Raw genomic sequence first — 14,028 nt, forward strand, 5'->3', positions numbered from 1 at the left:
TGTCCGGTTTTCCCGGCCGGCGGGGGCGTCGTGCGCTAGGCGGGGCGGCGGTAGGCGCCGTGCCACCAGATCAGCGCGAGTTCGCGGGCGAAGGCCGCGTCGCCGCTGGTGTCGGGGCCGGTCGCCGCGACGTGTTCGGAGATGGCCCGGTCGCCGCCGAGCACGATGATCCGGGCGGCGTGCCCCGCGTCGAGGTCGGCGGGGACGGTGCCGGACTCCTGGTCGGCGGTCAGCAGCCGGACGGTGTTCTCGACGAACCGGTTGAGCGCGGCGGCCCAGAACTCCCGCACCGTCGGGTCGTACGACGCCACCTCGTTGAGCGCGGTGAGCACCGGCGCGTACTCGCGGTAGATCCCGACGATCTCGCCGAAGACCTCAGCCAGGCCTTGTGCGCCGGCCGTCGGGTTCCATTCGCTGGCGACGTCGAACGCGGTGGTCCGCATGGTGTTGGCAAGCCGCATCAGCAACTCGGACTTGTCCCGGAAGTGGGTGTAGAAGGTCGACCGGGCCACTCCCGCCTCGGTCGCGATCCGCTGTACTCCCAGGTCGGTGAAGCTCGTGCCCTGGGCGAGCAGGCGCTCCGTGGCGGCCAGGATCTGTGCCTCGACCAGGGCGTGGCGGGCAGGGTCGGGCGCACGGCGCCGGGTGACCGAAGGCATGTGCCGATCCTAGGGCGGCGGGTGGGACGAGCCGGCCGACCACGGTGCCGGCGCCCGGTCTGTCACTACCGGGGCACGTTGACGCTGACCCCGGCCGAGAAGACCGCGCTGCGCAGTTCGATCCGGTCGGGTGTGGTCGTCCCGGTCGGGGCGAAGACCACCGGCACGATCAGACGTTCCCCGGCGGGCAGCGGTTCGGCGAACGGGTCCCGGCCGGCGTTGGCGATCCGGGTGGCGGGTACGTCCGCGCCGACCCAGTCGCCGCCGGGCAGGTACGCCCGCTGGAGTTGGGCGTGCCAGCGCTGGCTCCTGTCCGTGACGTTGCGCACCCCGACGACCGCCTCACACCCCTGCGCGCCGGACGGGCAGCCCAACCGGTACACGGTGAACTCGAAGGCGCTCTCCCGCAGGCTGGTGCCCAGCGGTCCGGCCACCGTCCGGCCCACCCATGCCCCGCTGGACGGCTGTCGGTCGCCACTGATCGCGCTCACCTGGCTGGAACCGGTCCAGGCGGTGACGGTGGCCAGGGCGACGGCGGCCAGGGCGGCGATCCCGACCGCGGTCCAGGCGGGCGGTCGTTGTCGTCGTACGCCCTTGATCGGCGGCGACGTACGCGGTCGCGGTGCCCGTGCCGTCACCCGGCTCGGCGCCTCGACCGGCTCCTCCTCGGGCCGCTGATCCGTCGCCACCGTGTCGTCGGGCTCGTCCGTCGCCGGCTCGTCGTCGAAACCGGGCACCGGGGTACGGGGCGGGATCGCCGCCCGGCCGACGTACCGGGCACCACCGGCGATTCCCACCAGCCCACCCTCCTGACCGGCGCCGCTCCCCCGTTCCGCCGGGGCTGCCGCGTCTTTCCGGAGCACGTCGTCCCGGTCCGTGGTGTCCGAGCCCGGGGACGTGGTGTCCGAGCCCGGGGACGGAGCGTCCGAGCTTGGGGACGGGCCGCTCCGGTGGCCGGTCGTGGCCAGCACCTCGGCCGGGGCCGGGATCTTCGCGTCGCCCCGTACCCGGGCGGTGGCCCGGGCGATCGGTCGTCCCACCCGGCGGATGATCCGACTGTCCCGGGTGGTGGCGCGGCCGCTGCCGGTGTCGTCCGGTACGTCGCGGTTGACGTCCGCGGCGGCGCGGCGGCGGCGGAGCCGGCGGGCCCAGAACACCGCGGCGGCCACGCTGAGCAGCAGGAGCAGGCCGAGTCCGCCGCCCCACACGGTGGCGCCGCCCCACCAGGGGCCGGAGTCGGCCGATTCGGCCGCGACCCCGCCACCACCGGAGCCGCCCGCAGCGGCGCCGTCTGGGCGCCAGGTGGCGGTGGCGCAGTCGTACGGCAGGTTGCCGTTGGCGACGAACGCGCAGGCGGGGGCGCTGACGGCGGTGTTGCCGGGCGGCCTGGCGAGGGTGGTGTTCAGCGTCGCCACGGCCCGGGCGCCGAGCTGCACCTGCCAGACGACCTCGGTCCCGGTCCGGCCCGGGCCGGGTGGGCCGGCCTGTCCGCCCTCGCTGACACTGGCCGGGACGGTGCCCGGCGGCAGGTCCTGCCGCACGGTGGTCTTGACGGTGCCGTCCGTTTCGTTGGTCACCCGGATCTCGTAGCGTGGCGCACCCGTTCCGGAGCTGGCCATCGCGACGCTGATCGGTGGGGTGTCGGCGAGCGCGGGTGCGCCGGGCGTGGCGGTGGCGAACAGGCAACCGGCGAGCACCGCTCCGGCGGTGCGGAGTGGGGTCGATGCAGGCATCACGAGGACTCCTCCCATTTCTCCCGCTTCCGACGCTAGGCGGGCCGTCGCGCGGGACGGTGGGGAAGGAACGAATCGCTGACCGGGGACGCCACCTGCGGTATCGTGCGCCGCCGGCGGATAGATTGGCCGGGTGCGTATCGCTCGTTTCGCTCATGGAAAAGGAATGTCGTTCGGCGTCGTCGAGGGTGACCCGGACGCCGGCCCGGAAGGTTTGACGGTGGCCGAGATCGACGGTCATCCGTTCGGTCAGATCCGGTTCACCGGTGGTCGGTGGGCGCTGGCGGACGTCCGGCTGCTCTCGCCGATCCTGCCCAGCAAGGTGGTCTGCGTCGGCCGCAACTACGTGGAACACGCCGCGGAGCACGGGGCCGAGGTGCCGGCCGAGCCGCTGCTCTTCCTCAAGCCGTCCACCTCGGTGATCGGCCCCCGGGACGCGATCCGGTTGCCGTTGCAGTCGAAGCGGGTCGAGCACGAGGCCGAGCTGGCCGTCGTGATCGGCCCTCCCGGTGCCCGGCGGGCTGACCGGAACCAGGCCGCGCAGGCGATTTTCGGCTACACCTGCGCCAACGACGTGACCGCGCGGGACCTGCAGCGGTCGGACGGGCAGTGGACCCGGGCCAAGGGCTTCGACTCGTTCTGCCCGATCGGGCCGTGGATCACCACCGGGATCGACGTCAGCGACCTGGAGGTCCGCTGTGAGGTGGGTCGCAACGCCGACGAGATGGAGGTACGCCAGCTCGGGCGGACCAAGGACATGGTCTTCGACGTTCCGACCCTGGTGTCCTACATCTCACACGTGATGACGCTGCTTCCGGGTGACGTGGTGCTGACCGGAACGCCGGCGGGGGTTAGTCCGATCGTCGCGGGGGATACCGTCACGGTGCGTGTCGAAGGGGTTGGCGAACTGTCGAATCCGGTGGTCGCGCTGGACTGAGTTGTGGTGCCGGAGCGGGGCTTTCCGCCCCGGCACCCACCTGATTTGGTCTCCACCACCGGGTCCGGTAAAGTTCTCTTCCGGTGCGACAAGCACCGATGGGGTATGGGGTAATTGGCAGCCCAACTGATTCTGGTTCAGTTAGTCTAGGTTCGAGTCCTGGTACCCCAGCTTCCGATGCCCGAAAGGGTGTCGGCTGCTGGATCTGGTAGAGTTCAGCTCCGTTGGCCGCCAAGGTCAACAAGGGCTGGATCTGGTAGAGTTCAGCGCGGTCGACCGAGAGGTCGACAAAGGCAACAAAGGCAACAAAGGGAAGTTCCTGGCCCCGTCGTCTAGCGGCCTAGGACGCCGCCCTCTCAAGGCGGTAGCGCCGGTTCGAATCCGGTCGGGGCTACAGACAGCGGCCCGCGTCACCAACGGTGACGCGGGCCGTTTGCCGTCTCGGCGGACGTTCCGCCGGGCCGGCAGGGTTCCTGTCCGACCGGTCACCTCCGCCGGTCACCGCGCCGGGTCTGCGCCGGCCCGGGGCGCAGTCGGGGGCGGTTTCTCACTCGCTGCGGTTACCGCCTGAGCATGGCACACCGAGGCGGGACCGACCGGCGAAACGGAAGACTTCCGGCCAGGTCGGGCCAGCACAGGTCGGCACACGCCACGGCCGGGCCAGGCCGGGCCAGGCCACGCAGCAAACGTCATCGCCAGACCGGCACACCCGCGCCAGGCCGGTCACCGGCCGGCGAGGTACTCACCGGCCGGTAGCGGCGGGAGTGGGTGGCGGTCGCCCGCCCGGACCACCGCCTCCGGCCGGCGGCCATGGCTCACCACCGCCCCGGCCGGAGGGTACGGCTCACCACCGCCCCGGCCGGAGGGTACGGCTCACAGGCCGGAGAGGCGTTGCCCGGCCCGGACCACCGCCATGGCGTGCCGGTCGCCGGGGCGACGGCCGAGACGCTCGATCGGGCCGGAGATGCTGATCGCCGCGATGACCCGGCCGGTCCGGTCCCGGATCGGTGCGGAGACGCTCGCCACACCCGCCTCCCGCTCGGCGACGCTCTGCGCCCAGCCACGCCGGCGTACCTCGGCCAGGGTGCGGCCGGTGAACTTGCAGCGGGGGAGCAGTGGCATGACCGCCTCCGGCGGCTCCCAGGCGAGCAGGATCTGCGCGGCCGAGCCGGCGGTCATCGGCAGCACCGAACCGACCGGCACGGTGTCCCGCAACCCACTGGCCCGCTCGGCGGCGGCGACGCAGATCCGTTCGTCCGCCCGGCGCAGATAGAGCTGGGCGCTCTCACCGGTGGCGTCCCGGAGCGCGGAGAGCAGCGGCTCGGCCGCGGTCAGCAGTACGTCCGGGGCGGCGTTCGCCAGCTCACCCAGACGAGGGCCGGGGCGCCACCGCCCCTGGGTGTCCCGGACCAGCATCCGGTGGATCTCCAGGGCCTGGGCCAGGCGATGTGCCGTGGCCCGGGGAAGCTTGGTGCGATCGACGAGTTCGGCCAGGCTGGCGCCATCGACGCAGGCCGCGAGGATGACCACCGCCTTGTCGAGAACGCCGACACCGCTCATACTGTGTCCCACAAGCCGAAACCTACCTCCCAGAATTTAGGATGTCCAGATGGTGGGAGTCACTCCAGAGCCGTCCTCGCCGAGGACCTTGGCCGAGAAGGTCTGGGACGCTCACGTCGTGCGATCCGCTGACGGTGAGCCGGATCTGCTCTACATCGACCTGCACCTGCTGCACGAGGTCACCAGCCCACAGGCCTTCGACGGTCTGCGGATGGCCGGGCGCCCGGTCCGCCGCCCCGACCTCACGCTCGCGACCGAGGACCACAACACCCCGACCGGGTACGACGACCCGTCGTTTCGGTCCCGGCGCGGCGACCTGCTCACCATCGCCGACCCGACGTCCCGGACCCAGATCGAGACGCTGCGTCGCAACTGCGCCGAGTTCGGCGTCAAGCTGCACCCGCTCGGCGACGACAACCAGGGCATCGTGCACGTGATCGGGCCCCAGCTCGGGCTCACCCAGCCGGGTCTGACGATCGTCTGCGGCGACTCGCACACCGCCACCCACGGCGCGTTCGGCGCGCTGGCGTTCGGGATCGGGACCAGCGAGGTCGAGCACGTCCTCGCCACCCAGACCCTGCCGCAGAGCCGGCCGAAGACGATGGCGGTCACGGTCACCGGCGAACTGGCTCCCGGGGTCACCGCCAAGGACCTGGTCCTGGCACTCATCGCCCAGGTGGGCACCGGCGGCGGACGCGGCCACATCGTGGAGTACCGGGGCGAGGCGATCAGCCGACTCTCCATGGAGGGGCGGATGACCATCGCCAACATGTCCATCGAGTGGGGTGCCAAGGCCGGCATGATCGCGCCGGACGAGACCACCTTCGCCTACCTCAGGGACCGTCCGTACGCCCCCAAGGGCGCGGACTGGGACGCGGCGGTGGAGTACTGGCGCACCCTGCCGACCGACCCGGGCGCGACGTTCGACACCGAGGTGCTGCTCGACGCCAGCCGGATCACCCCGTTCGTCACCTGGGGCACCAACCCCGGGCAGGGCGCGGCGCTCAGCGAGGTCGTACCGGACCCGGAGGAGTTCGTCAGCGAGGCGGAGCGGACCGCCGCCCGTCGCGCGCTGGAGTACATGGACCTCAAGCCCGGCACCCGGCTGCGGGACGTACCGGTGGACGTGGTCTTCGTCGGCTCCTGCACCAACGGCCGGCTGGAGGACCTCCGGTCCGCCGCCGACGTGCTGCGCGGGCACAGGGTGGCCGACGGGGTACGGATGCTTGTCGTCCCCGGTTCCGCCGCGGTGCGCGAGGCGGCCGAGCAGGAGGGCCTCGACAAGATCTTCACCGAGGCCGGGGCGGAGTGGCGGTTCGCCGGCTGCTCCATGTGTCTCGGGATGAACCCGGACACCCTCAAGCCGGGGCAGCGCTCGGCCTCCACCTCCAACCGAAACTTCGAGGGCCGGCAGGGCCGGGGTGGGCGTACCCATCTCGTCTCGCCACCGGTCGCCGCCGCCACCGCAGTGGCCGGCCGACTGGCCGCTCCCGCCGACCTGTGAAGGGGCTGACCTGACATGGAGAAGTTCACCGTGCACACCGGTACGGCGGTTCCGCTGCGCCGGTCCAACGTGGATACCGATCAGATCATTCCGGCCGTGTACCTCAAGCGGGTGACCCGAACCGGCTTCGCCGACGGCCTCTTCAGCGCCTGGCGAGAAGACCCGACATTCGTTCTCAACGATTCTTCATATTCTGGGGCGTCGATTCTTGTCGCCGGTCCGGAGTTCGGTACGGGGTCGTCTCGGGAGCACGCGGTGTGGGCCCTGAGGGACTGGGGGTTCCGGGTCGTCATCGCCCCCGGCTTCGGTGACATCTTCCGGGGCAACGCCCTCAAGGAAGGGCTCCTCCCGGTTGAGCTCGAATTGAAGGCCGTCGAGACTCTGTGGGAGTTGGCGGAGTCCGACGCGACCGCCTCCATCGATGTCGACCTGACCGCCCGGGAGGTCCGGGCCGGCGGGCACACCTGGTCGTTCCCGCTCGACGACTTCAGTCGGTGGCGCCTCATGGAGGGCTTGGACGACATTGGACTGACCCTCCGCCATGAGGCGGAGATCACCGCGTACGAGGGACAAAGATCACCCTTCCGGCCCGTGGTGGCATAGCCAGAACGCCAGCCCGTACAGTCGTTTTCGCCCCCGTCGGTTCGCCGACGGGGGCGAATCCGTTGCGACACAATGGGTTTTTTCCAGCAGATGTTTGTGTCCCGGTGGCACAGGGCATACCGTGCGCGCAGAATGGCTCGCGTTGAGTCCAGTTGCACATTGGGAGGGAAGTCGTGAACAAGGCCGAGCTCATCGAGGCTCTCGCCGCTCGTCTGGGAGACCGGAAGACGGCGACGTCGGCGCTCGACGCGGTCCTCGCGGAGGTCCAGGCGGCGGTCACCAAGGGGGATCGGGTGGCCATCACCGGGTTCGGGGTGTTCGAAAAGCGCGTACGCGGTGCCCGAACAGCCCGCAACCCTCGCACCGGCGAGTCGGTGAAGGTGAAGAAGACATCCGTTCCGGCCTTCCGGCCGGGGGCCGGGTTCAAGGAGATGGTCGCCAGCGGTAAGGCCCCGAAGAACACGGTCGCGGCGAAGAAGACCGCCACGACCACGGCCACCACCACGAAGGCGGCGCCGGCCAAGAAGGCGGCGACCAAGAAGACGGCGCCGGCCAAGGCCGCCACGGCCAAGAAGACGGCTCCGGCGAAGAAGGCCACGGCGACCAAGAAGGCGACCACGGCCAAGGCGACCACGGCCAAGGCGACCACGGCCAAGGCGACGGCGGCGAAGAAGTCGGCCGCGGCCAAGAGCACGTCCACCCGCGCGACGGCGACCAAGAAGGCCACCACGGCCAAGAAGGCCCCGGCCAAGAAGGCCGCCAAGCGCTGACACCACACCGCTGAGGGCGCTCTCCGTTCGTACCGGAGGCGCCCTCAACGCTGTCCGGGCCCGGACCGGCGGATCCGCGACGGGATCCGCCGGGCCCGCGTCGGGTCAGCGTGCCGCCGGCTGGAGGTCGGAGCCGTCCAGGTGGCTGAGCGCGACCAGTCGGTCGCCACTGAAGGCGAGCAGCCAAGCCGCACCCTTGGCGGTCCGGAAGCCGTTCCCGGCGTCCACGTCCGCGAACCGGGGCCCGTTCCGGGCGCTCAGCCGCACGAGCGCGGGCGAAATCACCTTGCCCTGACTGCAGACCACGGTCGGGGCGCCGGCGGCCGCCAGGTCCAGCAGGCGTCCGGCGGCGACCAGGGCGTTCTCCACCGGATCCTGACCGGGCAACGGCTCGGTGAAGGCGGAGTCGACCTCGACCGGCTGGTCGAGCAGCTCGGCGAGCGGCTGCAACGTCTGCACACAGCGCCGGGGTCCGGCGGCGAGCAGACGTACCGGGCGGATCAGGGCGAGCAGCCCGGCCAGCGACCGGGCCTGACCCCAGCCGTCGTCGTCCAACGGGCGGGCGTCATCCGGCCCCGACCAGGTGCCACGCTGACCGGCGTGGGCGTGCCGGACCAGCCCCAGCACCGCCGTCACCGGTGGCAGCGCGGCGAAATCCCGCAGCACCCGGGCGTCGTGCGGATAGCTGACCCGTCCGAGCGCCTCGTCGAGCGGCAGCCACCGTACGTCGTCGACCTCGGTGTCCGGCTGGAAACCACCGGCACCGGCGGCCCGCATCGACCAGAACTCGACCACCTTCGGTACGCCGTCGCGCATCAGGTACCGCACCGGGGGAAGGCGTACCTGCGGCACCGCCCGGACGTCGGACTCCTCGGCGACCTCGCGTACCGCCGCGGTCAACGGGTGTTCACCCGGATCCAGCTTGCCCTTCGGCAGCGACCAGTCGTCGTACCGGGGACGGTGCACCACCGCCACCTCGACCCGGTCGCCGGAGTGCCGCCAGACCACCCCACCGGCCGCCCGGACCGGCCGTCCCGCCGCTCCGCCCGCCGCCGCCCCGTTCGCCGCAGCCCCGTTCGCCGTCACCGTAACCACGCCGTCCGACGTCCGCGCACCGTCCGGCGCCACGCTCGTGGGAAGGCGGCCCGGGCGGCGCGTACGCTCGCCCGTTCCCGTTCGACGAGCCGCCCGGCGGTCACCGCCAGTTGGTGGTCGCCCGGATCCGACGCCGCGATCGACAGCCAGGTCTCGGCGGCGACCGCCGCGTCCTGGTGCTCGCCGAGCAGTTCCTGCACCTTCGCCAGCGCCCGGGCCAGTTTCGCCGCGTCGCCGCCGAGCACCGGGGCGACCGCGTCCAGGGCGTACCGGGCCCGTTTGCCGTTGATCCGCACCGCGTGCCACCGTTCGTCCGGTGCCGCCGGGTCCAGGTCCCCGGCGGCGTCGACGGTGTCGTCGCCGTCGGTGAGCCGGTGCCACGGCCGGGCCACCAGCCGGGGCAGCACCCGGGCGGCCGGGCGTTCCGCCCGGGCGGTCAGCTGCGGCTCACGCGTCGCGTCCAGCAGCGTCTCGACCAGCGCCAGGTAACGCGGCGAGCGGAGCGCCTCGTCCACGGCGGCCAGCGCGGTCTCGTGCCGGTCGGCGAGGACCCGGTCGATCCGGTCCACCACGGCCGTGTCGAGCGGACTGACCGGGTCGGCCGCCGCGGTCCGGCGCAACCGTTTCCGCAGCACCTCGACGTCGCGGGCCTGGCCGAGCACGCCGGCGAGCCAGCGCAGTTCGTCGCGGACCGGCCGGGCCCACTCCCTGCGGACCAGTGGCCCGAACGTCCGCAGGTCACTGCGGAGCCGCCGGCAGCCGACCCGCATCTGGTGTACGGCGGTGTCGTCGCGGCCGACCGGGGCGCGGAGCCGGACCAGCGGATCGTGGGCGAGGATCCGGCCCGCGGAGCGGCGCACCGCGGCGACGACCACCTCGCCGGCGGTCGGCCGGTCGGGCAGGTCCCCCGGGGGGACCAGGTCGGGGGCGGCGCCGGCGGCCGCGCCGAGCGCCCGGACGTGTTTGGGGACGAACTCCCCGGTCCGGGCTCCCGCCCCGGTCAGCGCGGTCGCCAACCGGTCGAGCAGCTTCCGGTCGCCGGCCTTCCGTTCGACCTCGATCTCGCGGAAGGTCGACCGGATCCGCTTGCCGTCCAGCACCGACACCGCGTCGTCGGCCACCTCGGCCAGCAGCCGGTCGGCGTCGTCGCGTACCTCGTGGATCCGGCGCACCGTGCGGACCACCGTCGCCGGTCGCAGTCCGGCGCCGCGGGTGACAGCGGTGAGCAGGGCGACCAGGTCGTCCGGCGGGTGCTTCGCCCGGCCGGCCCGGGAGATCTCGTGGCGCACACCCGGGGCGTCGGTCGGCAGCTTGACCGTCCACGGCAGGTCGTCGCCCCGGCGGTGCCGGAACGACGCACCGGCCCGGGCCAGCCGGAGGTCGGCGGTGTCGAGGTACGTCGCGGTGAGCGTCACCGGGGGGAGCTCCACCACCCGCCCACCGGGTGGGGCGAGGTCGGCGAGGTCGGGCAGCACGAACTCCGGTGGTACGTCGTACTTGCGCTCCTCCTCGACCATCGCGCCAGCCTAGTCCCGGGACCGGTCCACGCGTCGGTGCCGCGGTCCGGACGGCGTGGCCGTACCGCGCGTCCTCCGGTGTGCCACCGGCCGGTCGGCCCGGGGCGTCCCGGACGGGCCGGCGGTCACTTCGCGGTCCCGGCGAACCGGCCCAGCAGCGCCTCCTGCAGGTGCACCAGCGGCTCCCCCGAACCGCCGGTACGTCGACTCCAGCAGCCGTCCGGGGCCAGTTCGAACGCCTCGACCTCGTCGCCCATCGAAGTCGTCAGCAGGTCGTCGAGTTCCGCCCGGGCGGTCGGGTCGGTCACCTGCACCAGTGCCTCCACCCGACGGTCGAGGTTGCGGTGCATCAGGTCGGCCGAGCCGATCCAGAACTCGACGCCGTCCAGCCGTCCCCGCCCGTCGGCCCCGGCCGTCCCGCCGTGGCCGAACCGGAACACCCGGGAGTGCTCGAGGAACCGGCCCAGGATCGACCGCACCCGGATGTTCTCGGACAGCCCCGGAACGCCGGGCCGCAGGGTGCACATCCCACGGATCAGCAGGTCGACGTGCACCCCGGCCTGGGAGGCCCGGTAGAGCGCGTCGACGATCGCCTCGTCGACCAGAGAGTTGACCTTGAACTGCACCAGTGCCGGTCGGCCCTGCCGGGCGTGCGTCATCTCCCGTTCGATCCGCTCGATCAGCCCACGCCGGATCCCCTGCGGCGCCACCAGCAACCGGCGGTACGACGTCTGCCGGCTGTAGCCGGTGAGGACGTTGAACAGGTCGGTGAGGTCGGCACCGACCTCCGGGTCGGCGGTGAGCATGCCGAAGTCCTCGTAGAGCCGGGCGGTCTTCGGGTGGTAGTTGCCGGTGCCGATGTGGCAGTAGCGGCGGATCTGGTTGCCCTCCTGCCGGACCACAAGCGCGGTCTTGCAGTGGGTCTTCAGACCGACCAGGCCGTACACGACGTGGCAGCCGGCCCGTTCCAGCATCCGTGCCCAGCCGATGTTGGCCACCTCGTCGAACCGTGCCTTGATCTCCACCAGGACCACCACCTGCTTGCCGGCGGCGGCGGCGTCGATCAGCGCGTCCACGATCGGCGAGTCGCCGCTGGTGCGGTAGAGGGTCTGCTTGATGGCCAGCACGTTCGGGTCGGCGGCGGCCTGCTCGATGAACCGCTGCACGCTGGTGGCGAACGAGTGGTACGGATGGTGCACCAGGATGTCGCCGTCGCGCAGGGTGGCGAAGACGCTGCGCGGCACCTCGCCCTCGACCAGCCGGGGGTGGGTCGCCGGTACGAACGGCGGATCCTTCAGGTCGGGCCGGTCGCACTCGTTGTAGACCTGCCAGAGCGCGGTCAGGTCGAGCAACCCGGGCACCCGCAGCACGTCCTGGCTGTCCATGTCGAGTTCCCGGGTCAGCAGCTCCAGGACGTGGTCGGAGGCCGAGGCGGCGACCTCCAGGCGTACCGGGGGGCCGAACCGGCGGCGGGCCAGTTCCCGTTCCAGGGCCTGCAGCAGGTCCTCGTCGCGGTCCTCGTCGACCTCGACCTCGGCGTTACGGGTCACCCGGAACAGGTGGCACTCGACCACCTGCATGCCGGAGAAGAGCTGGTCGAGGTGGGCGGCGATCAGCTCCTCCACCGGCAGGAACCGGGCACCGGGCGCGTCCCGGACCACCCGGACGAACCGGGGTACGTTGTTCGGCACCTTGACCCGGGCGAACAGCTCCGAGCCGGCGTCGGAGTCCCGGACCACCACGGCCAGGTTCAGCGACCGGCTGGAGATGTACGGGAACGGGTGTGCCGGGTCCACCGCCAGCGGGGTCAGCACCGGGAAGATCTGGTCCCGGAAGTAGGCACTGAGCCGGTGCCGTTCCGGCTCCGGCAGTTCGCCCCAGTGCAGCAGTTCGATGTTCTCGCCGGCGAGCTTCGGCGCCACCTCGTCGACGAAGCAGGCGGAGTGGCGGGCGACCAGTTGGGCGGCGGTCTCGGAGACGAGTTCCAGCTGGGTGGTGAGCGGCATCTGGTCGCCGCCGCGGACCGGCAGTCCGGCCTGCAGCCGGCGTTTCAGCCCGGCGACCCGGACCATGTAGAACTCGTCGAGGTTGTTCGCGAAGATGGCCAGGAACTTGGCCCGTTCCAGCAGCGGGGTGGCGGGGTCCTCGGCCAGGGCGAGCACCCGGGCGTTGAAGTCCAGCCAGGAGAGTTCCCGGTTGAGGAACCGGTCCGCCGGCAGCGGCTCCGTGGTCCGGCTGTCGCCGGTCCGGCTGTCACCGACCCGGCCGTCGCGGGTGCGGGAGGGGATGCCGGTGTCCGGGGCGGCGCTGCCGGGTGCGGCGGCGGAGATCCCGGGTCGTTCCGCCAGCGGGTTGCGGCCCGGTTCGGTGAGCGGAGCCCGGGGCGACCCGACGGGTCCCTCGGAGACCGTCTCCGGCAGCCGTTCCGAATCCGCCGTGCGATCCGCGTCGGCCGCCGTCCCGGCGTCGTCGCTGGTCGGGGTGGGCGGGGCGGAACGCTTCGGGGCACGGGACCGGGTGCTGCGGGGGGACGCGGGGCGGCGGGACGAAGGGCTGCTCACACCCTCATCATTCCCCGGGTCGGGTGAACGGAAAATGAACTTGCCCGGACCGGATCACTGGAAGGTGGGCAACGTTATCCGTACCAGCGCGCCGGCCGCGTCGTGTTCGAGACGTACCCGTTGACCGAGGCGGAGCAGCCGTAACCCGGAGGCGTCGAACGCCTCGGCCGGGAAGGCGACCCTGCTGCCGTCGTCGAGCAGCAGCGTGCCGGTCCGGGTCCGCGGATCGTAGTCGGCCACCGTGCCCTGCATGTCCAGCACCGTACACCGGCCCGGCCCCCGGTCCGCTCCCGGAGGGACCGGGGCGGTGTCGACGGGTGGCCGTCAGGTCGCGGCCGGTGCGTGGCGTCGGGTCAGCGCGGCGGTGTGCGGGCCCAGGCCGAGCACGGTCGCGGCGACGAGGTCCGCCGGGGTGTCGACGTCCCGACGCAACGTCGGCCAACCAGCGGTGAGTGGACGGGCCCCCGAGGCGGCGTGCGCGGCCGCCGAGCCCGGGCCGAACCGGGGATCCAGTGCGACGGTGGGCGGCGCGGTGAGCAGCACCGTGCCGGTGCCGGGGGCGTCGGCGACGAATCGTCGTACCGGACCGTGGTCGGGACCGGCGTCCGGGGGGAGGGCGTCACCGATCGGTTCCGCGGCGGCCCGCAGCGCCTCGGCCAGCTCGGCCGGACGCAGGGCCGGCAGGTCCGCGGTCAACGCGGCCACCCATCCGGTGCCCGACCGGCCGGCCCCGTGCACGAACGCGGGGTTCAGGCCGGCGACCGTCGGCTCCGGCACGATCCGGGCCCCGAGCCGGGCCAGCACCCGGCGCGCCTCGGGGTCGCCGGTCACCACCAGCACCTCGGCCACCACCGGGCAGTCGAGTACGGCGTGCACGGTGTCCGTCGCCAGAGCCAGGGCGAGCGCCTCGTGGCGTACCCCGGTCAGCGCCCCCCGCAGCCGGCTCTTGGCCCCGGTCAGGCGCTTGACCGGGACCACCACGGTCCAGTTGGGGTCAGGCACACGGCAATCCTGCCAGCCGTCCGGGGGCGGCGGCGTGTGGCGTCGCCGCCCCCGGCGCACCCCTCGCTGGTAGTACCCCGGACGAGC

At 72.6% G+C, this 14,028-nt stretch carries 12 protein-coding genes and 2 tRNA genes; 6 read left to right on the forward strand and 8 right to left on the reverse strand.

Translation table 11 applies throughout. The features are described 5' to 3' along the window. Positions 1-35: 35 nt before the first annotated feature. Together ABGB05_RS14305 and ABGB05_RS14310 are read right to left on the reverse strand one after the other, a co-directional pair. A complete protein-coding gene (locus ABGB05_RS14305; RefSeq protein ID WP_347653769.1) occupies positions 36-659 on the reverse strand; it encodes a TetR/AcrR family transcriptional regulator in 624 nt (207 codons plus the stop codon). A gap of 65 nt (positions 660-724) precedes the next feature. After that, the gene (locus ABGB05_RS14310) at positions 725-2,392 is read right to left on the reverse strand and encodes a hypothetical protein (RefSeq protein WP_347653770.1); all 1,668 of its coding nucleotides are present in this window, start codon (positions 2,390-2,392) and stop codon (positions 725-727) included. Between the two features lie 133 nt (positions 2,393-2,525). Here ABGB05_RS14310 and ABGB05_RS14315 point away from each other — a divergent pair, with 133 nt between their 5' ends. From ABGB05_RS14315 to ABGB05_RS14325, 3 genes are all read left to right on the forward strand, one after another. Next, positions 2,526-3,329 carry a fumarylacetoacetate hydrolase family protein gene (locus tag ABGB05_RS14315; RefSeq protein ID WP_347653771.1) on the forward strand — a complete coding sequence of 268 codons (804 nt, stop codon included), beginning with the start codon at positions 2,526-2,528 and terminating at the stop codon, positions 3,327-3,329. A gap of 99 nt (positions 3,330-3,428) precedes the next feature. Further along, positions 3,429-3,500: transfer RNA gene (locus ABGB05_RS14320), tRNA-Gln, on the forward strand. Between the two features lie 150 nt (positions 3,501-3,650). Next, positions 3,651-3,723 (forward strand) — tRNA-Glu (locus ABGB05_RS14325). Positions 3,724-4,202: 479 nt separating this feature from the next. Here ABGB05_RS14325 and ABGB05_RS14330 read toward each other — a convergent pair. Continuing rightward, positions 4,203-4,889, reverse strand: coding sequence for an IclR family transcriptional regulator (locus ABGB05_RS14330; protein WP_347653772.1), 687 nt, complete (start codon positions 4,887-4,889; stop codon positions 4,203-4,205). Positions 4,890-4,938: 49 nt separating this feature from the next. On the opposite strand from ABGB05_RS14330, the gene leuC reads away from it, so the two are divergent. The 3 genes from leuC to ABGB05_RS14345 all read left to right on the forward strand — a co-directional run bounded on the left by leuC (position 4,939) and on the right by ABGB05_RS14345 (position 7,766). Then, positions 4,939-6,393, forward strand: coding sequence for a 3-isopropylmalate dehydratase large subunit (leuC, locus tag ABGB05_RS14335; protein WP_347653773.1), 1,455 nt, complete (start codon positions 4,939-4,941; stop codon positions 6,391-6,393). A 15-nt stretch (positions 6,394-6,408) separates the two neighbouring features. Further along, a complete protein-coding gene (leuD, locus tag ABGB05_RS14340; protein WP_347653774.1) occupies positions 6,409-6,996 on the forward strand; it encodes a 3-isopropylmalate dehydratase small subunit in 588 nt (195 codons plus the stop codon). Positions 6,997-7,169: 173 nt separating this feature from the next. Further along, positions 7,170-7,766 (forward strand): HU family DNA-binding protein, encoded by a 597-nt coding sequence (locus tag ABGB05_RS14345; RefSeq protein WP_347653775.1) that lies wholly within the window; start codon positions 7,170-7,172, stop codon positions 7,764-7,766. Between the two features lie 105 nt (positions 7,767-7,871). Here ABGB05_RS14345 and ABGB05_RS14350 read toward each other — a convergent pair whose 3' ends face one another. The 5 genes from ABGB05_RS14350 to ABGB05_RS14370 form a co-directional block, all read right to left on the reverse strand. Further along, positions 7,872-8,852, reverse strand: coding sequence for a bifunctional NUDIX hydrolase/histidine phosphatase family protein (locus tag ABGB05_RS14350; protein ID WP_347653776.1), 981 nt, complete (start codon positions 8,850-8,852; stop codon positions 7,872-7,874). Further along, on the reverse strand, positions 8,849-10,378 hold the full coding sequence (locus ABGB05_RS14355; RefSeq protein WP_347653777.1) for a CYTH and CHAD domain-containing protein: 1,530 nt from the start codon (positions 10,376-10,378) through the stop codon (positions 8,849-8,851). Before ABGB05_RS14355 ends, ABGB05_RS14350 begins: the two co-directional genes overlap by 4 nt. A 125-nt stretch (positions 10,379-10,503) precedes the next feature. Further along, positions 10,504-12,666, reverse strand: a complete 2,163-nt coding sequence (locus ABGB05_RS14360) for an RNA degradosome polyphosphate kinase (protein WP_347653908.1) — start codon at positions 12,664-12,666, stop codon at positions 10,504-10,506. Between the two features lie 327 nt (positions 12,667-12,993). Further along, complete coding sequence (locus tag ABGB05_RS14365) at positions 12,994-13,191, reverse strand: cold-shock protein (protein WP_347653778.1); 198 nt, start codon at positions 13,189-13,191, stop codon at positions 12,994-12,996. Between the two features lie 72 nt (positions 13,192-13,263). Beyond that, complete coding sequence (locus tag ABGB05_RS14370; RefSeq protein WP_347653779.1) at positions 13,264-13,941, reverse strand: NTP transferase domain-containing protein; 678 nt, start codon at positions 13,939-13,941, stop codon at positions 13,264-13,266. Between the last annotated feature and the right edge of the window lie 87 nt (positions 13,942-14,028).

Origin of the sequence: Plantactinospora sp. B5E13 (genome assembly GCF_039871775.1) — a bacterium.
GTDB lineage: Bacteria > Actinomycetota > Actinomycetes > Mycobacteriales > Micromonosporaceae > Plantactinospora.

What these genes read in the sequence shown, in the direction of transcription:
- ABGB05_RS14310 (WP_347653770.1), bottom strand. Translation starts at nt 2,392, where the DNA reads ATGCCTGCATCGACCCCACTCCGCACCGCCGGAGCGGTGCTCGCCGGT.
- leuC (WP_347653773.1), top strand. Translation starts at nt 4,939, where the DNA reads ATGGTGGGAGTCACTCCAGAGCCGTCCTCGCCGAGGACCTTGGCCGAG.
- ABGB05_RS14355 (WP_347653777.1), bottom strand. Translation starts at nt 10,378, where the DNA reads ATGGTCGAGGAGGAGCGCAAGTACGACGTACCACCGGAGTTCGTGCTG.
- ABGB05_RS14330 (WP_347653772.1), bottom strand. Translation starts at nt 4,889, where the DNA reads ATGAGCGGTGTCGGCGTTCTCGACAAGGCGGTGGTCATCCTCGCGGCC.
- ABGB05_RS14305 (WP_347653769.1), bottom strand. Translation starts at nt 659, where the DNA reads ATGCCTTCGGTCACCCGGCGCCGTGCGCCCGACCCTGCCCGCCACGCC.
- ABGB05_RS14365 (WP_347653778.1), bottom strand. Translation starts at nt 13,191, where the DNA reads ATGCAGGGCACGGTGGCCGACTACGATCCGCGGACCCGGACCGGCACG.
- leuD (WP_347653774.1), top strand. Translation starts at nt 6,409, where the DNA reads ATGGAGAAGTTCACCGTGCACACCGGTACGGCGGTTCCGCTGCGCCGG.